This window comes from Streptomyces canus, assembly GCF_041435015.1.
Classification (GTDB): Bacteria; Actinomycetota; Actinomycetes; order Streptomycetales; family Streptomycetaceae; genus Streptomyces; species Streptomyces canus_G.
The window spans coordinates 4,025,102-4,049,200 of sequence record NZ_CP107989.1 but is presented as its reverse complement, the minus strand read 5'-3'; the positions used below and the strand labels follow the sequence as shown (position 1 = coordinate 4,049,200).

Below are 24,099 nucleotides of genomic sequence, written 5' to 3'. Positions count from 1 at the left end.
CCGGCAGACCGGGCGCAATCCCGGGTTCAGCGACCGTTTCCGCAGCCGCCCACGCGCCGCGTGCCGAGCGCGATGTCGTCCATACGGACGTCGTACGACGACGGCGTCGGATCGGCCTGATAGAGCTGCCAGCCCAGCTTCAGCTGGTCGAAGGCGGGGAAGACGAAGTCGTCCGCGGTCCCCCCGTGCGTCTTGGTGGACACCGTCAGCTCGGACTGCTCCACGCCGCCCAGATACACGGTGACCCGGTTGTCGGTGGCGTCCAGATGGAACTCGACGCACTGCCAGGCCCCGCCGACGGCCGGAGCGGAGGTCTTCCAGGAGGTCCAGTCCCCGGTGGGCCCGAGATCGGACCCGACGCCCCAGAAGTTGCCGCCGTCGGTCGGCGCGTACTGCCCGCCGAGCGGCCGCACCAGCGTCGACGAGCCCGCCCCCGACGCCTCGGCGATGGTCCAGTGCGCCCAGTCGGGCGCGGTGGGGAACCCCCCGACCCGCAGCCGCACCCGCCCCCAGAAGCTGTTGCTGGGCGAAGAGAGCTCATCGAACACGAGGAAGGCCCGACCGTTGCCCTCGGTACGAATGCGCAGTTCACGCCCGTGCCCCGTGGAGCTGGGGGCGACGGTCAGCGTGCCGCCGGCCGTGTCGGCGCTCCAGCCGTGCCCCTCGGTGACCGGGCCGAGGGGGAGACGGTCGAAGTTCTCCCGGGCCAGCGTTCCGTAGGGGGCGGGGGTCGCGGAGGCAGTGGGGGGTATCGCGAGCAGTACCGCTGCGGCGGCGCACAGCGCGGCGGCGGATTTCCTCAGGAGTGCCATGAGGACAGTCTGCAACTCAGAACCCACAAGTCACAGTGGCCACACAGGAGTTGGCTGGGAATGAGGGAGGCCCCGCCCCGGCGCGAACCGGGGAGCGGGGCCCAACTCACCGTAGGAGAACGGAGATCAGAAGCGCCGAGTGATCAGCGCCCGCTTCACTTCCTGGATCGCCTTGGTGACCTCGATCCCACGCGGACAGGCGTCCGTGCAGTTGAACGTCGTGCGGCAGCGCCACACGCCGTCGCGGTCGTTGAGGATCTCCAGTCGCTGCTCGCCCGCCTCGTCACGGCTGTCGAAGATGAAGCGGTGGGCGTTGACGATGGCCGCCGGGCCGAAGTACTGGCCGTCGTTCCAGAAGACCGGGCAGGAGGACGTGCAGGCCGCGCACAGGATGCACTTCGTCGTGTCGTCGAAGCGCTCGCGGTCCTCCGCCGTCTGGAGGCGTTCCCGGGTCGGCTCGTTGGTGTCCTTCGTGATCAGGAAGGGCATCACGTCGCGGTACGCCTGGAAGAACGGCTCCATGTCGACCACGAGGTCCTTCAGGACCGTCAGGCCCTTGATGGGCTCGACCGTGATCGGCTTCGACGGGTTGATGTCCTTGATCAGCGTCTTGCACGCCAGACGGTTCTTGCCGTTGATCCGCATCGCGTCCGAGCCGCAGATGCCGTGCGCGCAGGAGCGGCGGAAGGTCAGCGTGCCGTCCAGCTCCCACTTGATCTTGTGCAGGGCGTCGAGGACACGTTCCTTCGGGTCGATCTCCAGCTGGAAGTCTTCCCAGGTCGCCTCCGCCGAGACCTCCGAGTTGAAGCGGCGGACGCGGAAGGTGACCGTGATGTACGGGGAGTCGGCGAAGCCGGGCTCGGGCTCGCCGGCCGCGTCCGCCTTGTCCAGAACAGGGGTTGCCATCAGTACTTACGCTCCATCGGCTGGTAGCGGGTCTGGACGACCGGCTTGTAGTCGAGACGGATGGACTCGGCGCCGTCGTCGCCCACCTCGCGGTACGCCATGGTGTGGCGCATGAAGTTGACGTCGTCGCGGTTCGGGTAGTCCTCGCGGTAGTGACCGCCGCGGGACTCCTTGCGGGCCAGCGCGGAGACCGCCATGACCTCGGCGAGGTCCAGCAGGTTGCCGAGCTCGATCGCCTCCAGCAGGTCCGTGTTGAAACGCCGGCCCTTGTCCTGGATCGAGACGTTCTTGTAGCGCTCGCGCAGCTCCGCGATCTTCTCGACCGCCGTCTTGATCGTCTGCTCGGTGCGGAACACCATGACGTTCGCGTCCATGGTTTCCTGCAGCTCGCGGCGCAGCACCGACACACGCTCGGTGCCGGTGGCGTCGCGGAGCCGCTCGACCTGGTCGAGCACCAGCCGCGCCGGGTCCTCGGGCAGCTCGACGTAGTCCGCCTTCTGCGAATACTCGGCGGCGGCGATACCGGCCCGCTTGCCGAACACGTTGATGTCAAGGAGCGAGTTCGTGCCCAGGCGGTTGGCGCCGTGGACCGAGACGCAGGCCACCTCGCCGGCCGCGTACAGGCCCGGGACCACCGTGGTGTTGTCGGCGAGCACCTCACCCTCGACGTTCGTCGGGATGCCGCCCATCGCGTAGTGCGCGGTGGGCTGGATCGGGATCGGGTCCGTGTACGGCTCGATACCGAGGTAGGTGCGGGCGAACTCCGTGATGTCGGGCAGCTTCGCGTCCAGCTGCTCCGGCGGGAGGTGGGTGAGGTCCAGGTAGACGTGGTCGCCCTCGGGACCGCAGCCGCGGCCCTCACGGATCTCGGTGTAGATGGAGCGGGAGACGACGTCACGGGACGCGAGGTCCTTCATGACCGGCGCGTACTTCTCCATGAAGCGCTCGCCGTCCTTGTTGCGGAGGATGCCGCCCTCACCGCGGGCGCCCTCCGTCAGCAGGATGCCCATGCGCCAGATGCCGGTCGGGTGGAACTGGAAGAACTCCATGTCCTCCAGCGGCAGCCCGCGACGGTAGACCGCGGCCTGACCGTCACCGGTCAGCGTGTGGGCGTTGGACGTCACCTTGAAGAACTTGCCGCAGCCGCCGGACGCGTAGATCACGGCCTTCGCCTGGAAGACGTGGATCTCGCCGGTCGCCAGCTCGTACGCCACGACACCCGCCGACCGCTTCACGCCGTCGACCTCGGTGATCAGCTGGTCCAGGACGTAGAACTCGTTGAAGAACTCCACGCCCTCCTTGACGCAGTTCTGGTACAGCGTCTGGAGGATCATGTGGCCGGTGCGGTCGGCCGCGTAGCAGGAGCGGCGGACCGGGGCCTCGCCGTGGTTCCGGCTGTGACCGCCGAAGCGGCGCTGGTCGATGGTGCCGTTCGGCGTGCGGTTGAACGGCAGGCCCATCTTCTCCAGGTCGAGGACCGAGTCGATGGCCTCCTTCGCCAGGATCTCGGCGGCGTCCTGGTCGACCAGGTAGTCACCGCCCTTGACCGTGTCGAAGGTGTGCCACTCCCAGTTGTCCTCTTCCACGTTCGCGAGCGCTGCGGCCATGCCGCCCTGCGCGGCGCCCGTGTGGGAGCGGGTGGGGTAGAGCTTGGTCAGCACGGCGGTGCGGCTGCGCTTCGTCGACTCGATGGCCGCGCGCATGCCCGCGCCACCGGCGCCGACGATGACGGTGTCGTACTTGTGGATCTTCATGATTCTCGCAGCCCCGTGCCTAGCGGATGTTCGGGTCGAAGGTGAAGATCACCAGCGTGCCGAGCAGGATGGTGAACACCGTGGCGGTGTAGAGCAGGCCCTTGAGCCACAGGCGGGTGTTCGGGCGCTCCGCGTAGTCGTTGATGATCGTGCGCAGACCGTTGGCGCCGTGCAGCATCGCGAGCCACAGCATCAACAGGTCCCAGACCTGCCAGAACGGGGACGCCCAGCGGCCCGCGACGAACGCGAAGCCGATCTTCGACACGCCGCCGTCCAGCACCAGCTGGATCAGCAGGTGGCCGATGACCAGGACGACCAGCACGACACCCGACAGGCGCATGAACAGCCATGCCGCCATCTCGAAGTTGCCGCGGGTGGAGCGAGGCGTCTTCTTGGTCCGCTTGCGCGGGGCCTCGATGAGGGGCGCCGGGTTGTCGACGCCGTAGCCGGAGTCGCCCTCTACGGGGCCGATGCCGGAAGCGGTGGTTTCAGTGGTCGCCATCGGTGTCAGCTCCCGAACAGTTCACGAGCGGCGTGGCCGAGGACGGGGTAGATCGCCCCGATCATGAGCACGACCCACAGGCCTACGACGGACCAGAGCATCTGCTTCTGGTAGCGCGGGCCCTTCGACCAGAAGTCGACGGCGATGACGCGCAGGCCGTTGAGCGCGTGGAAGAGGATGGCCGCGACGAGGCCGTACTCCAGACACGCGACGATCGGGGTCTTGTACGTGGCTACGACCTTGTCGTAGTCCTCGGGGGAGACACGGACGAGAGCGGTGTCCAGCACGTGAACGAACAGGAAGAAGAAGATGAGGACGCCGGTGACTCGATGAGCCACCCAGGACCACATTCCTTCCCGGCCGCGGTACAGCGTTCCAGCCGGCACGGAAGTCCCTCCGGGAGCGGGGTATCGGGGTCTGCCGGCTTGTGCTGTCGGTCGACCCGGCCGGGTACGGTCCACCGGCCCCCAGCATCGTAGCGATGCGCTGCCGCTGGGCTTAGCCGGGGCCTACCTGTGTGATCAAAGTGGCACGCAGATGGGGGAACTCGACGGCTGATGGGGTGGTCTGAGCTGTTATGTGCCGGGTGCGGTGCCGTGGGGGGCGGTCGCGCCCACGCGGCGGCAGCCGCACATCGACTACAGCCCCGCGCCCTTCAGGGAAGACACCAACCGGCCCCTCGCGATGCGGCGGAGTTCCTCTGCCGCCACCACGCGTTCTTCCTCCGGATCGTTTGTCAATCGTGACCGGATGCCCGCCAGGGCGTGGTCCAGGGCCTCTGCCGGGGGCAGGCCGTCCAGGCAGATGACGAAAGCGTGTCCGAAGCGGGCCTCATAGGCCGCGTGGGCCGCGTCCATGGCCATGTGTGCTGCCGAGTAGACCCCGTCCGGCAGCGCCGGCAGGGTCTCGGCAGCCAGGGCCTCGGAGAGATCCGACACGGTCAGGTCGTAGGCCGCCTCGTCCGACGCGGCCAGCAGCGCGTCCACGGTCGGATAGGGGCGGTGGGCCGCGACCCGTTCCGCCCAGCGCAGGCTGTGCAGGCAGTGCAGGAGAAGGAGCCTGGCCTCGTCGGCGGGCGCGATGTTGAAGGCGTCCAGGACGGTGGGCAGGCACGGTATGGCCAGTCGGCCAGGAGAATGTGTGGGCGTCACGTGTGTTTCGGCAGAGGAAGCTGTGAGCGGTGTGACGTCACGCTATCGAGAGTGGACATGATCTGTCCGACGGATGCCCGATTTTCACCCGCACGGGGGCGTTTCGGCACGGTTGGAGGACGCGGTCCTCACGCGCAAGGCCCTAGGTTGGCGATGTGAGCCAGCACAGGAAGCGAACGGAGAAGCAGGCGCGGGGGCTGATCGCGGGGGCGGTGGTCGTCACCGTCGCGGTCGGGGTGGGACTCGGTCTGTGGGCGGGCGGCGACAGCGACCCGGCCGGATCGGCCAGTTCCCAGGCCGAGTCACCTCTGGGCGGCAGAGCGGAAGGCTCCCGGGCCCCTTCGAGGGCCCCGAGCCCGACCCCCAGCCCCACCCGGTCCTACCCCCTGTCCGCCACACCCCGCACCATCCCCGCCGTCCGCGCCCACACCCCGGCGCGCGGTCCCGGCTGGCGTCCCGCCCCCGGTCGGCGCGTGGTCGTGAACGACGCCGGCCTCGCCGACGAGGGGCGTCTCCTCGCCGGTGAGCTGGGGCTGACGTACGCCGGGCAGAAGGACGACATACGCGCCGGGGACGTACGCCTCACGGTCAATGGCGGGAAGGGGGCGAACCCGGAGTCGTACCGCATGACCGTGCGCGGCGGGCGGGTCGCCATAAGTGGCCCGGATGACGCGGGGGTGTTCTACGGCACCCGCACGCTCAAGCAGGCGGTGCACGGTGGCGGTACGGCACCGGAGGGCGTCGTGCGCGACGAGCCCGCCAAGCCGGTGCGCGGGTTCCTCCTCGACATCGCCCGCAAGAACTTCACGGCCGGCTGGATCGAGGACCGGGTCCGGGAACTGGGCGACCTGAAGTTCAACCGGCTCCAGCTGCACTTCTCCGACGACCAGGCGTTCCGGATCGAGTCCGACTCGCACCCGGAGATCGTGTCGGCGCAGCACCTGACCAAGGCGCAGGTGAAGAGGATCGTCGCGCTCGCGGCGCAGCGGCACATCACCGTCGTACCGGAGATCGACTCGCCCGGACACCTGGGGGCCGTCATCGCCGCCCACCCGGAGCTCCAGCTGCGCAGTGGGGCGGGGAACGCGGCGCGCGGGGCCGTCGACATCTCCAACCCCGCTTCCGCCAAGATCGTCGACGACCTGCTGAACGAGTACGCCGGCCTCTTCCCCGGTGCCGACTGGCACCTCGGCGGCGACGAGTACCGCGCGCTCATGGTGTCCGACCCGGAGGCGACCTATCCGCAGCTCGCCGCCGCCGCCAGGAAGGCCTACGGCGCCGGCGCCACCGTCGAGGACCTGACCACGGGCTGGCTCAACGACCGCGCCGACACCGTCCGGGCGCACGGCAGGGCCCCGATCGCGTGGAACGACGGATTCTTCCGGGCGACGTCCGTCCGGGCCGCCGACGACATCCGGGTCGGGTACTGGACGGGCAAGGAGATCGGCGCCCGGCAGCCGGTGGAGTATCTGAGCGCGGGGCGCAAGGTCGTCAACTACAACGACAAGTTCCTCTACTACGTCCTCGGGCAGCCTAACCAGTTCTCCTATCCGACGGGACAGCGGATCTACGAGGAGTGGACCCCGAGAGTCCTCCGCGGCACGACAGCCGTCCCCTCGAAGTACGACAGCCAGATCCTCGGCGGGTACTTCGCGGTGTGGTGCGACTTCCCGAACGCGCAGACGCAGGACCAGGTCGCGGCAGGCATCCGGATGCCGCTGCGGGCGACCGTGCAGAAGCTGTGGGATCCGGGGAAGCCCGCCCTGACCTGGACGCGGTTCAAGGCGCTCGCGGACCGGCTGAGCTGAGGAACCGGGGATTCCTGTGGACGTACGGGGCCGTCGAACCGTATGTTCCGCATGCCGCGCGTAAGGCTCTGGGGAGAACCCGCGCGGTCTGCTGATCATCCGCACCTCGGGGGGACCTCACCATGCTCTGTACGCGCTGCCTGCATGCCGAAGCGGCACCGGAGGGCGTGCTGTGCGCCGGGTGCGCCACACCCGCCGGGTTCGCGATCCCGCCGGCCGGTGTCACACCGAGGATCCCGCTGCGCTCGCCGATCGGCCTCGGACGCGCCACCGCGGTACTGCTCGGACTGGCCGCGGCCGTCGACGTGTTCGCCCTCGGCGCGGACTTCCTCATGTACGACGTCACGGGCGACCTCGCCGTCGGCGACACCGGGGCCGCCGTACTGGACCGGGCCGATCTGGCGGACAAGCTCACCGCCGCGGCCGGCAGCGCACAGGTGCTCGTGCTGCTGGCCTGCGCCGTCGTCTTCGTGATCTGGCTGTGGCGGGTTCGGCGCAACGCCGAGGTCTTCGCCCCGGACGGACACCACAGGGCGCGCGCCTGGGTGATCGCCGGCTGGGTCGTGCCGATCGCGAACCTGTGGTACCCGCGCCGGGTCGTGGTCGACATCTGGGACGCGAGCAGCACGGGGGACAAGCCCGGCGGGCATGCCCTGATCAACGTGTGGTGGGCGCTGTGGCTCCTCACGAACACCATCGGGCGGTTCCTGTACACCGCGTTCGACGCGGCCGACACCTCCCAGGAGATCCACGACTCCATGACGCAGGTGATGTTCGCGGACGGTGTCGACCTCGTGGCCGCCCTGGTCGCCGTCGCCCTCGTGCTGCGGCTGACCCGGATGCAGGACGAGAAGGCCCGCCAGGGACCCGCGGTGCCCGTCGCCGTGTGACGGATTTGGTCCATCCTGCTGCGAACTGCCGTACGAATGTGGTGTATTCGGGCCAGCCGTACCGAGCAGCCAGGGGGAACCGGGGATGGGCTACTGGGGTTACTTCGTCGTGGGCCGCGGGGAGCGGCCGCTCGCCGAGCTGGACGCGCTGGCCGGAGCCGAGGGCATGGTCCTGCGCGAGTCGGCGCCCGGCGGATGGCAGGTCTGGGAGTACGCGAACGGCGAGGGCGATGTCGGGAACATGAACGCCCTTGCCCTGGAGAGCGGTTCGCCGGCGCTCTTCGGATACGTCATGGACAGCGCGTCGGTCGTGCTGGAGGCGGCGGGGCCGGAGAGCGGGGCCTGGACGACCTGTCTGGCCCGTTCCGCCATGGCCGAGTACCTCGGGGGCGGCGAGGAGGGGCTGACCCTGGAGGACTACTTCCTCGAACCCCGGGACGCGGCCGCCCGGGCCGTCGCCTGGGCGGCGGAGGCGGGGTACGAGGTGGCCGAGGAGCCACTGCTCGACGTACTGAACGCCGACCCCGACCTGTTGGCCGAAAATCTCTTCTTCCGTATGCTCGACCGGCTCGGTGTCGTACCCCTGTGACACTCCCGGGCCGTCGCGCGCAGTAAGGGGAGGTGCGGGTTCCGTTAGGGAATGCCGCTCGGCGAGGGAGGCGTGGATGAGTCTGGTGGAGCTGATCGGCCAGGCCGACGAACGCGGACTGGCCGCCAGCGGGTTGGCTTGTTTGGATCGCTGCGTACCGCTGCTCGGTGGCGACGACGAGGTCCTTCGGCCCCTGTGGGCGGGGCTCGCGGACGACGCCGGCGCCGCGGAGTGGGGCGAACGGCTGGAGCAGGTGCGGGGGAAGCTGGGCGGGGAGTTCGGGGCGGCCGACGGAGGCGACGGGGAGTCGGACGCGGGTGGCTCCGGCGACTTCTCCGGCTCCGGTTCCGGCTCTGGTTCCGGCTCTGGTTCCGGTTCCGGCTCCGGTGAGGACGAGGCCGTGCTGCTGGCCCGCCGGATGCTCGCCGCCGCGCCGGTCGAACGGTCCGCCGACCGGGTACGGGTGTGGGCCGACGCCTGCTCGGTCGCCGCGCTCCGGATCCACCGGCTGCTCGACCCCCTGAAGGACGCCGGCGACTCGGTCGACGCCCGCCGTGAGGGCCGTACGGAGGGCATGTCCCCCCTCGTCGCCGCCGAACTGCGCCGCCAGATCACCGTCCTGGAACTCCTCGCCGGTCACGGCCCGGCAGGTCTGCGACCGGCCCTCGAGGTGTCGACGGAGGGTCGCCGGGTGCTGCGCGCGGTGGTGTCCCGGAGGAACCGGCGGCGGGGGTGAGGGAGGGCGGCTCGATGGCGGAGCGGCTCACCGGACGAGCCACTTGACCACCGCGTCCCCGTACCGGGCCGTCTGATCGTAGAAGGCCGTCAGATCCCGGTGCGCCGCCGCGAACACCCCCCGCGCCTCCCGTTCCGCGGCCGTCCCGCCGTGTCGGGGCAGCAACTCCTCGCGGACGACCAGCCACAGGGCCTCGAAGTCGGCCGAACCGAGGTACGCCGAGACGCGGTGCGCCCGGGCCGCCGTCAGGAGCAGGAACGGGGGCTTGTCGTGGTCGCCCGGGTAGACCGGCAGTCCGCCGAGGACCACCTCGGCGCCGGCGTAGAGGAGTTCGTGGTCCAGGTAGGACTTGTCCAGCACCTCCTCCCGGTGTCGTCCGATGCGTTCGCGGACGGCGTCCCAGTCGTCCTCGAACAGCCGTTGCATCCAGTTCGCGCTGTTGCGCAGGGCCGAGGGCGGCACCGCGCGGAGATGGAAGTAGTCGCTCATCAGAGACAGGAGCGCGGCGGAGGGGTGAATCGTCACTCTGGCGTCAACCTCGCGACAGAGAGGGTCCTGTGACCGTCCGGAGAGGGATACGGCGAAGGTGGGTCGGTCCTGCACCGGTCCGCGCGAACGCCCCGATCCGGGTGACGAATCGCCTCGCTGAGACGCTTTCCCCAAGTGATGACTGATGTGACGACTCATGCGACCGCTGATGTGACGACCCGCCAGGCGCCCATGCCCGCACCCAGGCCCTCCGCCGCGACCAAGCCCGTGCGCTGGGCGGCCGACGCGGTGTCGGCCCTGCGCGAGGGCGCACGCGTCCGGCTCGACTACTCGGCGCAGAGCCTGTGGCGCGTCGACCGGCTGATCGAGGAGATACGGCGCGAGGGGGCGCCGTACGCCGCCGTGGAGACCGTGCTGCGCGGGCTCGGCGCCTACGCCGGTGAGGTCGTGGTCCGCCAGGCCGGTGCCGAGTGGTGGACGAGCGGCGGCGAGCACTGGGTCCGTACGCCCGACGGACGGCTCTGGGACCCGGTGGACGAGGCCCGCCGCTGCTTCGCCGGGGACGGCTCGCTGCGACTGCTGTGCCGGGATGCGACGGGTGCCGTGCGGCACTGACCGAGGACGCCGGCGTACGTCCCGCACGTCCTGCCCGGGATGCTGATGCTGGGTCTCGGCATGAGTACGGCGATGATGACCTTCTGAACACGATCGCCGCGAGCGTGACCGCGACCTACCTGACGGCGCACGCCGGACCCGGCGTCGACAAGCGGCTGCTCCAGGCCGAGGCCACGGTGCACGGCTTCACCGTGGCCACCTGGTGGGCGTTCGGGGCGCTGCTGCCGGCCGCGCTGATCGCGGGAATCGCCGTGAACGCGGGACGGGCGCCCACCCCCCCAGGGTGCGGGGGAGCGGACGCCCGAGCCGGTGGACTCGCTGGGCTGAGGCCCTACTTGATGTAGACCAGGCCGTCCGTCGTGATCGTCGGGCGGCCGCCGGTGCCCACCACCACGATCTTCACCGTGTGCTTGGCGCTGCTGGACCACGACTTGGTCCAGATCGCCTGGCGGTAGGCCGTCGTCGAGGACTTCAGGTCCACGGTCGCGACCTTGGTGCCGTCCACGTACACGTACGCCTGCCCGGAGGTGGACGCCCGCGAGACCACCCACGCGGCGGACCGGCCGGTGAACGTCCAGGTCAGGCTCGCGCCCTTGGAACCGCTGGAGTACGACTTGCCGCCGAGGTAGCTGGTGGAGGAACGGGTGGTCCAGCTGCCGGACTTGGTGGCCGAGGTCTCCTGAAGGATCATCGGCGTGTACGAGGGGGACGACGTACGGGTGTTGCCCGCGACGTCGTACGCCTTCATCGACCAGGTGCTAGCGGTACCGGGCTTGGCGGTACGGCTGGAGCTCGTGGTGGTCGAGCCGAAGGTGGCCGTCGTCGGGGACAGCAGGCTCACCTGCTTCAGGGCCTGCGAGTCGGCGGCCTTCCAGCCGAGGGTGACCGGGGCGGCGGTGGTGGTGACCGTGCCGGTGCGCAGGGTGATCGTCGGTGTGGTGGAGAAGGTCGGCGCGGTGGTGTCGGTCACGACGGTGAGCGCGGTGGTCGCCGGAGTGGTCTTGCCGGACTGGTGCACGGCCCGTACGGCGACCTTGTGGCTGCCCGCGGCCAGGGTGGTGCCGGCCGAGGTCGCCGTACCGGACGTGGTGGCGACGACCTGGCCGTCGACCAGCAGCTCGAACTTCGAGATCAGCGAACTCGGCGTGGTGGCCGACCACTTGGCCGTGATCGCGCCCTTGGTGTAGTACGTCGAGCCGGACAGGGTCGCGCCGGTCAGCGAGGTGAGCTTCAGGCCCTGCACCGGGCCGGACGCCCAGGCGCGGATGGTCGGCAACTGGGCGTAGAGCGAGGTGCCCGGGCACTCGGTGGCGTAGCCGTCGCGGTGGCCGGAGACCCGGTTGAAGGTGTAGAGGCTGCCCGCGGTGAAGCTCGTACCGGCGAGGTTCTTCTGGGTCGCGCCCGCCTTCAACTGGACCGTCGAGTCGGGGTCGACGCCGTACTGGCCGAGCTTCCAGGCCGTGATCCGGGCGACCGAGGTGAGGGCGGCGTCCGAGGCGCCCGCGTCGGTGTAGTTGCCGAGGATCGCGATGCCGGTGGACTCACGGTTCCAGCCGTAGGTGTGCGCGCCGAGGACCGGCAGGTCCACGCCGCCCTTGCGGCCCTCGAAGATGGTGCCGCACTTGTCGACGAGGAAGTTGTAGCCGATGTCGTTCCAGCCGTTGGTCTGCGTGTGGTACGCGTAGATGCCGCGCACGATCGACGCGGAGTCGGCGCACGAGTAGTCGTTGGAGCCGTCCGTGTGGTGCACGAAGACGGCCTTCACATCGGCGTTGTACTCCGACGGGTCCGGGCTGAGCGACTCGTCGGCGCCCCAGTCGGCGCGGGAGACCACCGAGGGCGCGGGGACCGTCGACGGGGGCGCGGTGGGGATGGTGGCGGTGGCCGTCGGCGTGGCCGTGGCCGTGTCGGTCGGGGTCGCGGTCGGAGAGGCGGACGTGCTGTCGCTCACCGTCGGAGTCGGCGTGGGCGTCTCGTCCGCGGCGAACGCCGCCGGGTCCGTGTCGTCGCCGGTGTTCTTCTGCTCCGCGGCGGTCGCGATGCCCGGGTCGACCAGGTTGACCTCAAGTCCCTTGGGAAGTCCGGCACTCGTGGTGCCGTCCTCGTGGACGACCTGCACCTGCACGCCGTCCGAGGGACCGACCCACAGCGGTTCGGACGCACCGCGGGCGCCGCTGCGCTCCTCGGGGTCCTCCGGTGGGTCGATGTTCGTCTCCAGGTCCTGCCAGGCGGTCCACTCGCCCGTGTCGCTGCTGCGGGTACGGACCTGCGCCCTGCCCTCCAGCGGTTTGGTCACCCCCGTCCAGGAGACACCGAGCAGCGAGAACTCCTTGGTCTCGGTGCGCGGCAGCTCCCGCTTGCCGGCCGCGGTGCCCTTCAGCGTCAAGTCGTAGACCTTCACCGGCCGCTTGGGCTGCACGTCCCCCGCGGCGTCGGTCGACGGACTGGCGACGGCGTACGTCGCTATGCCGCCGCCTCCCAGAACAACCGCCCCCAGCGTCAGCCACGCTCGCCGCTTCATGCTGAGCGGTCTGTACGCACGGCTCTTACGACGACTCACTACCCCACCCCTGAATTTGGTCACAGAAAAACCACCTGTCACACAGGTGGCACTCATACAGCGTACGAACACTGCCAGGTGTCACGGGTGTTGGAGGCGGGGTGCCCGGGATGTCCGACCTGCTGTGACACTTCTGTGAGGTCCGACGCTGTTGACCGTGGGGGACATGGGCAAGGGTGTGACTGCGCCGGACGGTGCGGAATCGCCACGAACCGGTACGGACAGGAAAGTTTTTGGGCCAGGGAGGGGAACCCCGCCGCGTGCAGGCGTCCGACGGGGAACTGGGCGCGGCCGTCGCGCGGGCCCAGGAGGGCGACGAGGCCGCCTTCGCGGTCGCCTACCGGCTGGTGCAGCCCGGACTGCTCGGGTATCTGCGCGGGCTGGTCGGGGCGGACGCGGAGGACGTGGCGTCGGACGCCTGGCTGGAGATCGCCCGGGACCTGGGCCGGTTCAAGGGTGACGGGGCGGGCTTCCGCGGCTGGACCGCGACCATCGCCCGGCACCGGGCCCTGGACCATCTGCGCCGGCAGCGGGTGCGGCCCCGGTCGGCGGCGCTGGAGCAGGACATGCTGGACCTGCCCGGCCCGCACAGCACCCACGACCAGGCGCTGGAGTCCCTCTCCACCGAGTACGCCCTCGAACTGGTCCGGGGGCTCCCGAGGGACCAGGCCGAGGCGGTGTTGCTGCGGGTCGTCGTCGGACTGGACGGCCCCGCCGCCGCCCGGGTCCTCGGCAAGCGCCCCGGGGCGGTGCGCACCGCGGCGTACCGGGGGCTGAAGCGGCTGGCGCACCAGTTGGGCGCCGAGAGTGTGACGGATGAAGGCCCCAGGACGCTGGGGGAGTCGACATGACAGGCGAGGACCACCTCGGACAGGAACGGACACGGCATGGGTGACGAACGGAGCGGCGATGCCCCCGGCCGTCGGCATGCGCGCACGGAGGAGACCCCGCGGGGCCGAACCGCGCGGGACGGGCGGCAGCCGTACGACGACAGTCCCCTCGAGGCGCTGTTCGCCGCGGCCCTCCGTGGGGAAAAGTCGGACGGCGAGGCGGAGCGGCGGGCCGTGGCCGCGTTCCGGGCGGCGAGGGACGCCGGGGTACACCGGGCGCGGACCCGGCGGCGGGACGACTGGCGGCCCCGCTCGCAGCGGCGCCGGGCACGTTCGCTGAAGGCGACGCTCTCCGTGCTCCTCGCGAGTCTCACCCTCGGCGGTGTCGCCTACGCGGCGATCGGCTCGGCGGGCGGCGGCGAGCCCCTGGGCGCGGCGGGCGGCAAGGACGTACGCCCGAGCGTCTCGGCGAGCACCCCGGCCGCGTCGCCCAGCAGCGCGAGGCCCCCCGCGTCCGCCCCCGCCGAGCGCCCGCCCACCGCGAAGGACACCCTGGCCCACTGCCGCGCCTACGAGAAACTCCGTGGCCGGGGCAAGGCGCTGGACTCCACGGCGTACCAGCGGCTCGTGACGGCGGCCGGCGGCGAGGCGAACGTCAGCGCCTACTGCGCCACGCTGACGGGCACGGGGACGGCCGACGCGAAGGACGCGGGCCAGGCGAAACCGGGGCAGCAGAAGGCCAAGACGAGCGCCCCGCAGAACACGGACAAGAACAAGTCCAAGAAGCAGTGACCCGGAGCGGGTGAACCGCGGAGACGGCCGGGGCCGCCACCCCCCACAGGAGAGGCCCCGGCCGTCGCGCGGCACGGGCCGCGCGGCGGCCCGTACTTCCTTCAGCGCCATGAGGGCGGTTTCTGTCACACCCCGCCGGGCCGGCCCCGGATCACGAGGGAGTTGCATTTTGTACGGACATGGACGAGCAGCGGTTTCAGGTCGTAACGTGCCTTTCGCGCCGGGCGCGGAAGTTGAATGATCAGCGCGACTCTCGAGCGATCACCCAACCCCTCGACGGCTCGAAGCGGCGACCATCGATCGCGACCACGTATTGAGGATTCACGGGTGCTGGGGGACGACGCGGAGTTGACTGCCGCGGTGCTTGCGGCACAGGACGGGGACGAGACCGCGTTCCGGACTGTGTACCGCGCGGTGCACCCGCGGCTGCTCGGATACGTCCGGACGCTGGTCGGTGATCCGGACGCCGAGGACGTGGCCTCCGAGGCCTGGCTCCAGATAGCCCGTGACCTGGACCGGTTCGACGGGGACGCGGACCGATTCCGCGGCTGGGCCGCACGGATAGCCCGCAACCGCGCCCTCGACCACATCCGGATGCGCGGCCGCCGGCCCGCCATCGGCGGCGACGAGACCGAGCTGACCGGCAAGCCCGCCGAGTCGGACACCGCGGGCGAGGCCATCGAGGCGCTGGCCACCGGCAGCACCCTCTCGCTCATCGCCCGGCTGCCCCAGGACCAGGCCGAGGCAGTGGTGCTGCGCGTGGTGGTCGGCCTGGACGCCAAGACCGCCGCCGAGACCCTCGGCAAGCGTCCCGGCGCGGTACGCACGGCCGCGCACCGAGGTCTGAAACGGCTCGCCGAGCTCCTCGGCGACGATCCGGAATCGGCCGGCGCGCTCGATGCCCTGCCACCCCAGCGAGAACCGCAGGACAATGCGGTGACGTCCGCGAGTGTGACGCATATGCGTCCGCGGACGCAGAAGGACATGTGATGGCCGACGAGAGCTACGGGTGGCTGGACCTCGAGACAGCGGAGCGGTTGCTGCGCGGCGAGTCACTGGAAGCTGTCGACGCGGCCGACCGCGACCAGGCCGAACGCCTCGCGAAAACGCTGGAGGCGCTGACCGCGGAACCCGCGCCGACCAGCGGCGGACTTCCCGGCGAGGAGGCCGCGCTGGCCGCGTTCCGCACGGCGCGCGCGGATCGTGCGGACGACGGGGTGAGCCCGGCCGCCCGGGGCCGGAACCGGACCGGAGCCGGCCGCGGCGACGCCGGTCTCGTGCGGATCGGCGCCCCGGACGCGGGGGCCGGTCGTCCCCGCCGCCGGCGCCCCGCGCACCTCGGACTGGCCGCCGTGCTGGCCGTGGGCATGGTCGGCGGAGTGGCCGTCGCGGCCGGAATCGGAGTCCTGCCGCACTTCGGGGACGGCGAACCGGAACCCGCAGCGTCGGTGTCGGCCGCCGCCACCCCGGACCGCCCGCTCGTCTCGCCCTCGGCCCCTCAGGTCGCGCCCTCGCCCGAGAACTCCCCCTCCGGCGGGTCCGGCTCCCGGGACACGGCCCGCGGCGGCGCCGGCGCGGCGCCCGACACGGGCTCCGAAGGCCTGGGCGTACGCCCCCGCACGGACTGGAACGGATCCGCCTCGGCCTGCCGGGACATGCGCGACGGCAAGCACCTCGACCCGACCCGCCGGCGTTCCCTGGAGGACGCGGCGGGCGGCACCTCGCGGGTGTGGAAGTACTGCAGGGGTGTCCTGTCCGGCGCAGGCACCCGGGGCGACGCCCAGTCGGCCCCCGACGACCGCAAGGGCGACGGCAAGGGCGAGGACACCGGCAACAACGAGGACAACGACAAGAGCGGCCACGGCGACCGGAACGGGCACGGCGACCGGAACGGGCACGGGAACGGCCACGGGAACGAGAACGGCGACGGCCAGTTCACGTCCCCTCGCAAGAACCACCACGACCCGGACGGCGGCACCTCCGGCACCCCGCTCGCCTCGCCCGGGGCAACGATGTCACCGACGCCGCTGCCGAGCCCGTCGTATAGCGCGATCTGACCGCTCACCGCGCCGCTGACCTGCACTTTTCTCACCCACCACGGTTTCGGTCGCGGTGGGTGTGACGTTTTCGGCCGCTGTAGCGCAGTACTGAGTGAGCCGACTGGTCATCGGCCGTCGCACAGAGCCGGGGTTCCCCCCGTACCTACGGCTCGTGCACCTGGCGCGGGCGGGACACGTTCCCCCGGTCCCGTCCGCGCCCCTAACTCACCTCGCGGAACTCACCAGTGGACGACGACCTTGTCGCCGTTCCGTACCTGGGCGAACAGGCCGGCGATCGCCGCCTCGTCCCGCACGTTGACACAGCCGTGCGAGCCACCCGCGTATCCGTGGGCCGCGAAGTCGGCCGAGTAGTGCACCGCCTGGCCGCCGCTGAAGAACATGGCGTACGGCATCGGGGAGTCGTAGAGCGTCGACACATGGTGCCGGGACTTCCAGTAGACGCTGAACACGCCCTCACGGGTCGGCGTGCCCACCGAGCCGAAGCGGACCGGCACGGTCGTCACCGTCCGCCCGTCGATCATCCAGCGCAGTGTCCGGCTGGTCTTGCTGATGCACAGCACCCGCCCGGTCAGACAGCGCGGGTCCGGCGCGTCGGCCGGCTGCCCGCCCATCAGATACAGCTCCCACTTGCCCGGCTCGCGCGTCATGTCCTTCAGCCGCTTCCAGGTGACCGTGTCGGTCTTCCCGGTCCTCGGCAGCCCGCGCTTGCCCTGGAACCCCTCGACCGCGCGTTCGGTGAGATCGTCGTACGACCCCGTCGGCCCGTCGTAGAGCCACGCGACCTGCCGCAGCCGGGCCTGCAACTCCCGCACGTCCCGCCCGGAGTCGCCGCGCGACCACAGCACGGCGGCGGGCGCGGCGGCCGGCGCGGACGGCGTCGCACTCGGCTTCGGGTCGTCGTCCGCCGGTGGCGTGCTGCGCTTCGGGACCTCGATCCGTACCGGCAGTCGCCGCTTCCCGTCGCCGTCCCCGTCGGCGGTCCGCACCGTACAGCCGCAGGCCATCGCCAGGACCAGCAGTGCGGCGAACGATCTCCCCATGCCCGTAGTACGCATCCGGACCCCCTGTCCTCTCACCGGCATCCCCTGAGATGTCTCCCCCCGGACGGCCGGTTGCGAACGACCCGGCGGCGCTTCGCCCGAGACCGCAATACGGTGGTGGGCATGACGCGTGAGTCGGAGTCCGGACTGCCCATCGAACCCGTCTACGGTCCCGGGACCCTTCAGGGCTGGAGCCCCGAGGAGAAGCTCGGTGAGCCGGGCGGGTACCCCTTCACGCGGGGCGTGTACCCGTCGATGTACACCGGCCGCCCCTGGACGATGCGCCAGTACGCCGGTTTCGGCACGGCGACGGAGTCCAACGCCCGCTACCGGCAGCTGATCGCCCACGGCACGACCGGTCTGTCGGTCGCCTTCGACCTGCCCACCCAGATGGGCCACGACTCCGACGCCCCGATCGCGCACGGCGAGGTCGGCAAGGTGGGTGTGGCGATCGACTCGGTCGACGACATGCGGGTGCTGTTCGGCGGGATCCCGCTGGACCAGGTGTCCACGTCGATGACGATCAACGCCCCGGCGGCCCTCCTGCTGCTCCTCTACCAACTGGTCGCCGAGGAACAGGGCGTCGGCGCCGACCGGCTCACCGGCACGATCCAGAACGACGTGCTGAAGGAGTACATCGCGCGGGGCACGTACATCTTCCCGCCGAAGCCGTCGCTGCGGCTGACCGCGGACATCTTCAAGTACTGCCAGGCCGAGACCCCGAGGTGGAACACGATCTCGATCTCCGGCTATCACATGGCGGAGGCGGGGGCCTCGCCCGCGCAGGAAATCGCGTTCACGCTGGCGGACGGCATCGAGTACGTGCGCACGGCGGTGGCTGCGGGCATGGACGTCGACGACTTCGCGCCGCGTCTGTCGTTCTTCTTCGTGGCGCGGACGACGATCCTGGAGGAGGTCGCCAAGTTCCGTGCGGCCCGCCGGATCTGGGCGCGGGTGATGCGCGAGGAGTTCGGCGCGGAGAACCCGAAGTCGCTGATGCTGCGCTTCCACACCCAGACGGCCGGGGTGCAGCTGACGGCCCAGCAGCCGGAGGTCAACCTGGTCCGGGTCGCCGTCCAGGGCCTCGCCGCCGTCCTCGGCGGCACCCAGTCCCTGCACACCAACTCCTACGACGAGGCCATCGCCCTCCCGACCGACAAGTCCGCCCGCCTCGCGCTGCGCACCCAGCAGGTGCTGGCCTACGAGACCGACGTGACGGCGACGGTCGACCCGTTCGCGGGCTCGTACGTGATCGAGAAGATGACGGACGACGTCGAGACGGCCGCGCTGGACCTGATGCGGAAGGTGGAGGACCTCGGTGGCGCGGTGGCGGCCATCGAGCACGGCTTCCAGAAGACCGAGATCGAACACAACGCCTACCGCATCGCCCAGGAGACCGACGCCGGCGACCGGGTGGTCGTGGGCGTCAACCGCTTCCAACTCGACGAGGAGGAGCCGTACGAGCCCCTCCGCGTGGACCCCGCCATCGAGGCCCGGCAGGCGGAGCGGCTGGCCCGGCTCCGTGCCGAGCGCGACCGGTCCGCGGTGGACTCGGCCCTCGCCGCCCTGAAGAAGGCCGCCGAGGGCGAGGACAACGTCCTCTACCCGATGAAGGACGCGCTCAAGGCCCGCGCGACGGTGGGCGAGGTGTGCAACGCGCTGCGCGAGGTGTGGGGCACGTATGTCCCGTCGGACGCGTTCTGAGTGCGACACTCGTTCCCATGTTCGGTGTCATCGACCTTCCCACCTACCTGGCCGGCCTCGTCCTGATCGTCCTGCTGCCCGGGCCCAACTCGCTGTACGTCGTCTCCGTCGCCGCGCGGCGGGGAGTGCGGGCGGGGTACACGGCGGCGGCGGGCGTCTGGTGCGGGGACACCGTGCTGATGACCCTGTCCGCGGCCGGGGTCGCCTCGCTGCTCCAGGCCAACGCCGTGCTGTTCGGGATCGTGAAGTACGCGGGGGCCGGGTATCTGACCTGGCTCGCGGTGGGGATGCTGCGGGCCGCGTGGGGGCTGTGGCGGACCCGGCGGGAGCAGGCCGCCCAGGAGGCTCCCGTCGCCGGGGGCGGTGACGAGCGGCCGTATCGCAGGGCCCTCGTGGTCAGCCTGTTCAACCCCAAGGCGATCCTGTTCTTCGTCGCCTTCTTCGTGCAGTTCGTGGATCCGGGCTACGCGTACCCGGCGCTCTCGTTCGTCGTCCTGGGAGCCTTCGCCCAGTTGGCCAGCTTCCTGTACCTCACCGCGCTGATCTTCGGCGGGACGAGGCTGGCGGACACCTTCCGGCGTCGGCGGCGGTTGTCGGCGGGGGCGACGTCGGCGGCGGGGGCGCTGTTCCTCGGGTTCGCGGTGAAGTTGTCGTTCGCTAGCGCGTGACCGTTCGACCGGCATAACTCAGAAGCGTCGAGGCGTCCTCACCCGCCCAGCCCACATAGCCGTCCGGACGCACCAGGAACAGTCCCTTCCCGTACGACGGCTGCTCCTCACCGGTGACCACACGCACCGACTCCGGCAGCCCCGGCGCCTCCACGCCCACCGCCACCAGCGTCCAGTGCGGGCCCCGGAACGCGTCGAAGAGGCGGACGTCGCCCAGCTTGCCGTCGGGGGCGCGATCGCCCGCGCGGAGCCCGCTCGGTGCCGTGCGCGTCTCCTCCGTCAGGGACGAGTCCCGGTACCCCAGGCCCAGTTGGCGGGTCGCCTCGCCGCGGCGGACCTCGCCCCGGTGCACGCCCGTCGAGATGCCGAGCATGTGCGCGGCGATGGGCCGGCGTTCCTCCTCGTAGGTGTCCAGGAGGGCGGCCGGGGCACCGCCCCGCAGCACGGCGCCCAGCTTCCAGCCCAGGTTGTACGCGTCCTGGACGCTGGTGTTCAGGCCCTGGCCGCCCGCGGGGGAGTGGACGTGGGCCGCGTCACCGGCGAGGAAGATCCGGCCGGAGCGGAAACGGTCCGCGAGGGCCGCGCGGGGCCGGAAGTCGGAGGCCCAGCGGACCTCGGTCACCGACTCGGCGGCCAGGTGGGAGCGGGCCGCGACGACCGCGCGGACGGCGTCGAGGGACAGGTCCACCTGCGTGCCCTCCGGGAACTGGGCCACGACCTGGAAGTCCTCGGTGCCGGCGAGCGGGCAGATCGCGAGGTAGCCGACGGTCTCGCCGCGCGGCGGGAAGACGTGCCAGTTGTCCCGGTCGAGCCCGGTGATGCGGAGGTCCGCGACGAGGAGGGGGTTGGGGTCGACCGTCTCGCCGGTCATGCCGATGCCGAGCGTCCGGCGGACGACCGAGCGCCCGCCGTCGGCGGCGACCACGTACCGGGCGCGGACGTCCGCTCCCGCGGCGAAGCGCACGGTCACCCCGTCGGCGTCCTGCTCGAACCCCACGACCTCCCGGCCGAAGGACACCCGCCCGCCCAGCTCCTCCAGCCGCGCGAACAGCACCTCCTGGGTGCGCCACTGCGGCACCATCCACGGCGCGTTGTACGGCGAGTCCTCCGTCGCCTCGGCCGGGTCGAACATCCGGTGCTCGCCGACCCGCTCGCCGTCCCGCCAGACCATGTGGACCGGGTAGGTCCCGCCGACCGCGAGGATCGCGTCGAGCACGCCGAGGTCGTCGAAGACCTCCATCGTGCGCGGCTGGAGGCCCTTGCCGCGTGAGCCCGGAAACAGCAGGTCCGCCTTCTCCACGACCAGCGCGTCCACGCCCCGCCGGGCGAGGTCGATGCCGAGGGCGAGACCCGTGGGGCCGGCGCCGACGACCAGTACATCCGTGTTCATACCCATCTCCTTAACGCTGTTAAGTGCCGTTGGCGTCGAGAGTGACCTTAACGCTGTTAAGCTGTCAAGCGTGAGTACGGAGAAACGCCCGCCCCTGGACCGCGCCCGGGTCGCCGACACCGCCTTGAAGCTCCTGAACGAGGTGGGCCTCGACGGGCTCACCCTGCGGGCCATCGCCAAGGAACTCGACGTCAAGGCCCCCGCCCTGTACTGGCACTTCAAGGACAAGCAGGCGCTGCTCGACGAGATGGCGACGGAGATGTTCCGGCGGATGGTCGCCGGGACCGCGCTCGACCCGTCCGACACCTGGCGGGAGCGACTCCTCAAGGCCAACCGCGGCCTGCGCACCGCCCTGCTCGGCTACCGCGACGGCGCCAAGGTCTACAGCGGCTCACGCTTCACGGGCCTGGTCCACGTCGAGCAGATGGAGGAGACCCTCCGGCTCTTCACGGCCGCCGGCTTCACCCTCGCCCAGGCGGTCCGGGCCACGTCGACGTCGTACCTCTACACCCTCGGCTTCGTCACCGAGGAGCAGGGCGTGGAGCCCTTGCCGGGCGAACGCCGGGAAGGCTTCGACGTCGAGGAACGCGCCCGCCTGATGGCCGGCTTCCCGTTGTCGGCGGCGGCGGGCGCGGAGATCTTCCAGGACTTCGAACGGCACTACGAGGAGGGGCTGGCCCTGGTGCTGGCGGGAATCGAGCAGCGGTACCGGCCTACCGGGCCCGCACCTTCCGCACCGCGCGCGTGACCACGGGCGGCAACAGATCCACGGCGATCCGCCGGGCCGGAGACCGGCGCGGCTTCGGAGCGGGGGCGGGCGCGGCCGCCGGCGCGACGTAGTGCCGGGAGCGGGGGAACGGCGGCGCCTGCATCTTCTGCGCCCGCGCCCGCACCAGACGGTGGCCCGCCGCCTCCTGCACGCTCAGCCCGACGTCCGTGCGCTCCCGGAGCATGGCCAGCAACTCCTCCTGCACCGGCTCCGGGTCCCCCCACGTGCCGTACAGCTTCTGCGTGCTCAGGCAGATCGGCCGCAGCCCGCGGTTCAGCACGGCCTCCCACACGGCGACGGAGACACCCGGGGTGTGCTCGGAGCGGAAGTCGTCCAGGACGACCAGCCCGCCCGGCAGCAGGATCTCGCGCACCGCGCCGATGTCGTCGCGCACGTGCTCGTACAGATGCGAGGCGTCGATGTGGGCGAAGCGGCAGGTGCCCGACTTCACCTCGCCGGAGATGACCGAGGTGGGGGCCTCGATCACCCTCGGCAGGGCGTCGTGGAAGGAGAGGTAGTTGCGCTCGAAGGTCTCGCGGGTGAGGGAGGCGTACGACTTGGAGGTCTCCGCGCGGTTCGCGCCGTCGGGGGCCTCGCCGCCGAACAGGTCGCAGACGGTGAACGCCTCGTCCGGGCGCAGATGGTGCCCGAGCAGGATCGCGCTCTTGCCCATGTAGACGCCGAGTTCGAGGAGATCTCCGGCGAGCTGCTGTTTCTCCAGGAACCAGGTGAACAGCACCTGGTCGAGCGGCGGGAACCAGCCGGGGACGTCCTTCAGTTCACCGGGGAGCGTGGGAGTCTGCTGTGAGTCGGCCATGAGTCATGCTTGCTCGCCCACGCCCGGCCCAACTGGCGCCCCGCTGAACGTCCGGTGAACAGATTCAGAGCCGGCGGGCCAGCGCCGAACGCAGGCGCGGAGTCAGCGGCTTCTCGACGAAGCGGTTCATCAGCCAGGCCAGCAGCAGCATCCCGGCGATCGTCAGCGCGAAGGTCCCCGCCGCGGGCACGCCGAGCCGGACGTGCAGCTCGTGCACGACCACCCAGCCCAGGTGCTCGTGCACCAGGTAGAAGGGATACGTCAGCGCCCCGGCCACCGTCAGCCAGCGCCAGTTCGCCCAGCTCAGCCAGCCCAGCGCGATCGCCGCGACGGCGAGGAAGCCGAAGGCCACCACCAGCACGATGCCCAGCGTGGTGCGGTGGGCGAAGGCGTTCGGGTCGGACGCGTTCCACAGCGAACGGACCGCGTAGTGCTGCCCGATCAGGAAGCTGACCGCGACGATGCCCCATGCGTACACGTCCCGCCGGTCGCGGTGGACGAGGTAGAGGCCGACACCGCCGATGAAGAAGGGGGCGTACTCCGGCATGAAGACCACGTCGAGCAGCGGCTGGTGCGCGGCCTGGGTGATCGCCGCCGCCAGCGTCCAGCCCGCGCAGAACATGATCACCCGGCGCCGGGAGGCCCCGGGCAGGACCACGCACAGCGCGAACAGGACGTAGAAGCGGACCTCCGCCCACAGCGTCCAGCACACCCCGAGCACCCGGTCCACGCCCAGCGGCTGCTGAAGCATGGTCAGGTTCACCAGGACATCGCTCGGCGAGAGCGCCTCGTAGGCGACCACCGGCAACGCGAACACCGCGGTGACCAGCAGAACGGCGAACCAGTACGCGGGCAGGAGCCGGGAGGCGCGGGAGGCGAAGAACGACTTCAGGGGCCGCCCCCAGCCGCTCATGCAGATCACGAATCCACTGATCACGAAAAAGACCTGGACGCCGAGGCAGCCGTAGGAGAAATACGTGTGCAACGTGGGGAACTGCTGTTGTGCGGAACTTCCCCAGGCCTTGGTGATCTCGCCGCCCCGGCCGCCGTAGTGGTACGCCGCCACCATCAGCGCGGCGACCAGCCGCAGTCCGTCCAGGGCCCGCAGCCGGGTCTCACGGGGGCGTGGTGCGGACGGCGGCCCTACCGGTTGCGGCCCTTCCGGCCGCCGGGGCAGGTCGGCCGCCGGCCGGACGGTCATGCTGGTCACGGAAATC

General features: G+C 70.9%; 25 protein-coding genes. 13 read left to right on the top strand and 12 right to left on the bottom strand.

Going from position 1 to position 24,099, the window contains the following annotated elements; genetic code table 11:
• Positions 1-26 precede the first annotated feature (26 nt).
• The 6 genes from OG841_RS18120 to OG841_RS18095 form a co-directional block, all read right to left on the bottom strand.
• Positions 27-812, bottom strand: a complete 786-nt coding sequence (locus OG841_RS18120) for a hypothetical protein (protein WP_371566109.1) — start codon at positions 810-812, stop codon at positions 27-29.
• 126 nt (positions 813-938) lie between these two features.
• Positions 939-1,718, bottom strand: coding sequence for a succinate dehydrogenase iron-sulfur subunit (locus OG841_RS18115; protein WP_057607757.1), 780 nt, complete (start codon positions 1,716-1,718; stop codon positions 939-941).
• The gene (gene sdhA, locus OG841_RS18110) at positions 1,718-3,472 is read right to left on the bottom strand and encodes a succinate dehydrogenase flavoprotein subunit (protein ID WP_059204785.1); all 1,755 of its coding nucleotides are present in this window, start codon (positions 3,470-3,472) and stop codon (positions 1,718-1,720) included. The genes OG841_RS18115 and sdhA overlap by 1 nt, the downstream gene beginning before the upstream one ends.
• 19 nt (positions 3,473-3,491) lie before the next feature.
• Positions 3,492-3,974: a succinate dehydrogenase hydrophobic membrane anchor subunit gene (locus OG841_RS18105; protein WP_057607755.1), complete on the bottom strand. Its 483-nt coding sequence runs from the start codon at positions 3,972-3,974 to the stop codon at positions 3,492-3,494.
• A 5-nt stretch (positions 3,975-3,979) separates the two neighbouring features.
• Entirely contained in the window at positions 3,980-4,360 is a 381-nt protein-coding gene (gene sdhC, locus OG841_RS18100; protein WP_328640532.1) for a succinate dehydrogenase, cytochrome b556 subunit, read from the bottom strand.
• A gap of 252 nt (positions 4,361-4,612) precedes the next feature.
• Positions 4,613-5,125, bottom strand: a complete 513-nt coding sequence (locus tag OG841_RS18095) for a 2-oxo-4-hydroxy-4-carboxy-5-ureidoimidazoline decarboxylase (protein WP_328640533.1) — start codon at positions 5,123-5,125, stop codon at positions 4,613-4,615.
• Positions 5,126-5,280: 155 nt separating this feature from the next.
• Between OG841_RS18095 and OG841_RS18090 the strand changes: the two genes are divergently transcribed.
• From OG841_RS18090 to OG841_RS18075, 4 genes are all read left to right on the top strand, one after another.
• The gene (locus OG841_RS18090; RefSeq protein ID WP_371566102.1) at positions 5,281-6,933 is read left to right on the top strand and encodes a family 20 glycosylhydrolase; all 1,653 of its coding nucleotides are present in this window, start codon (positions 5,281-5,283) and stop codon (positions 6,931-6,933) included.
• Positions 6,934-7,055: 122 nt separating this feature from the next.
• The gene (locus OG841_RS18085; RefSeq protein ID WP_328640535.1) at positions 7,056-7,823 is read left to right on the top strand and encodes a DUF4328 domain-containing protein; all 768 of its coding nucleotides are present in this window, start codon (positions 7,056-7,058) and stop codon (positions 7,821-7,823) included.
• A gap of 85 nt (positions 7,824-7,908) precedes the next feature.
• On the top strand, positions 7,909-8,412 hold the full coding sequence (locus tag OG841_RS18080; RefSeq protein ID WP_328640536.1) for a hypothetical protein: 504 nt from the start codon (positions 7,909-7,911) through the stop codon (positions 8,410-8,412).
• 76 nt (positions 8,413-8,488) lie between these two features.
• Positions 8,489-9,148, top strand: coding sequence for a hypothetical protein (locus OG841_RS18075; protein ID WP_328640537.1), 660 nt, complete (start codon positions 8,489-8,491; stop codon positions 9,146-9,148).
• A gap of 27 nt (positions 9,149-9,175) precedes the next feature.
• Here the strand turns inward: OG841_RS18075 and OG841_RS18070 are convergent, their stop codons facing one another.
• Entirely contained in the window at positions 9,176-9,637 is a 462-nt protein-coding gene (locus OG841_RS18070; RefSeq protein WP_328643633.1) for a DUF1877 domain-containing protein, read from the bottom strand.
• A gap of 231 nt (positions 9,638-9,868) precedes the next feature.
• Here OG841_RS18070 and OG841_RS18065 point away from each other — a divergent pair, with 231 nt between their 5' ends.
• Positions 9,869-10,252, top strand: coding sequence for a hypothetical protein (locus OG841_RS18065; protein ID WP_328640538.1), 384 nt, complete (start codon positions 9,869-9,871; stop codon positions 10,250-10,252).
• Positions 10,253-10,356: 104 nt separating this feature from the next.
• Positions 10,357-10,596, top strand: coding sequence for a hypothetical protein (locus OG841_RS18060; protein ID WP_371566095.1), 240 nt, complete (start codon positions 10,357-10,359; stop codon positions 10,594-10,596).
• Here OG841_RS18060 and OG841_RS18055 read toward each other — a convergent pair.
• Positions 10,584-12,773 carry a peptidoglycan recognition protein family protein gene (locus OG841_RS18055; protein ID WP_365122581.1) on the bottom strand — a complete coding sequence of 730 codons (2,190 nt, stop codon included), beginning with the start codon at positions 12,771-12,773 and terminating at the stop codon, positions 10,584-10,586. The genes OG841_RS18060 and OG841_RS18055 overlap by 13 nt on opposite strands.
• Positions 12,774-13,045: 272 nt before the next feature.
• Here OG841_RS18055 and OG841_RS18050 point away from each other — a divergent pair, with 272 nt between their 5' ends.
• From OG841_RS18050 to OG841_RS18035, 4 genes are all read left to right on the top strand, one after another.
• Entirely contained in the window at positions 13,046-13,663 is a 618-nt protein-coding gene (locus tag OG841_RS18050; RefSeq protein WP_328640541.1) for an RNA polymerase sigma factor, read from the top strand.
• A 36-nt stretch (positions 13,664-13,699) separates the two neighbouring features.
• On the top strand, positions 13,700-14,434 hold the full coding sequence (locus tag OG841_RS18045; protein WP_371566092.1) for a hypothetical protein: 735 nt from the start codon (positions 13,700-13,702) through the stop codon (positions 14,432-14,434).
• 327 nt (positions 14,435-14,761) lie between these two features.
• A complete protein-coding gene (locus OG841_RS18040; RefSeq protein WP_328640543.1) occupies positions 14,762-15,424 on the top strand; it encodes an RNA polymerase sigma factor in 663 nt (220 codons plus the stop codon).
• A complete protein-coding gene (locus OG841_RS18035) occupies positions 15,424-16,491 on the top strand; it encodes a hypothetical protein (RefSeq protein WP_328640544.1) in 1,068 nt (355 codons plus the stop codon). The genes OG841_RS18040 and OG841_RS18035 overlap by 1 nt, the downstream gene beginning before the upstream one ends.
• A 221-nt stretch (positions 16,492-16,712) precedes the next feature.
• Here the strand turns inward: OG841_RS18035 and OG841_RS18030 are convergent, their stop codons facing one another.
• Entirely contained in the window at positions 16,713-17,534 is an 822-nt protein-coding gene (locus tag OG841_RS18030) for a L,D-transpeptidase family protein (protein ID WP_328640545.1), read from the bottom strand.
• Positions 17,535-17,657: 123 nt separating this feature from the next.
• On the opposite strand from OG841_RS18030, the gene OG841_RS18025 reads away from it, so the two are divergent.
• Positions 17,658-19,238 carry an acyl-CoA mutase large subunit family protein gene (locus OG841_RS18025; protein WP_328640546.1) on the top strand — a complete coding sequence of 527 codons (1,581 nt, stop codon included), beginning with the start codon at positions 17,658-17,660 and terminating at the stop codon, positions 19,236-19,238.
• A gap of 17 nt (positions 19,239-19,255) precedes the next feature.
• Positions 19,256-19,906: a leucine efflux protein LeuE gene (leuE, locus tag OG841_RS18020; RefSeq protein ID WP_365122586.1), complete on the top strand. Its 651-nt coding sequence runs from the start codon at positions 19,256-19,258 to the stop codon at positions 19,904-19,906.
• Here the strand turns inward: leuE and OG841_RS18015 are convergent.
• Complete coding sequence (locus OG841_RS18015; protein WP_371566089.1) at positions 19,896-21,296, bottom strand: FAD-dependent oxidoreductase; 1,401 nt, start codon at positions 21,294-21,296, stop codon at positions 19,896-19,898. The two genes, leuE and OG841_RS18015, sit on opposite strands and share 11 nt — an antisense overlap.
• A 70-nt stretch (positions 21,297-21,366) precedes the next feature.
• On the opposite strand from OG841_RS18015, the gene OG841_RS18010 reads away from it, so the two are divergent.
• The gene (locus OG841_RS18010) at positions 21,367-22,044 is read left to right on the top strand and encodes a TetR/AcrR family transcriptional regulator (RefSeq protein ID WP_328640549.1); all 678 of its coding nucleotides are present in this window, start codon (positions 21,367-21,369) and stop codon (positions 22,042-22,044) included.
• On the opposite strand, the gene OG841_RS18005 is transcribed toward OG841_RS18010, so the two are convergent.
• Both OG841_RS18005 and OG841_RS18000 read right to left on the bottom strand, forming a co-directional pair.
• Entirely contained in the window at positions 22,010-22,882 is an 873-nt protein-coding gene (locus OG841_RS18005) for a class I SAM-dependent methyltransferase (RefSeq protein ID WP_365122593.1), read from the bottom strand. The two genes, OG841_RS18010 and OG841_RS18005, sit on opposite strands and share 35 nt — an antisense overlap.
• A gap of 64 nt (positions 22,883-22,946) precedes the next feature.
• A complete protein-coding gene (locus tag OG841_RS18000; RefSeq protein ID WP_328643634.1) occupies positions 22,947-24,083 on the bottom strand; it encodes an acyltransferase family protein in 1,137 nt (378 codons plus the stop codon).
• Positions 24,084-24,099: the final 16 nt, after the last annotated feature.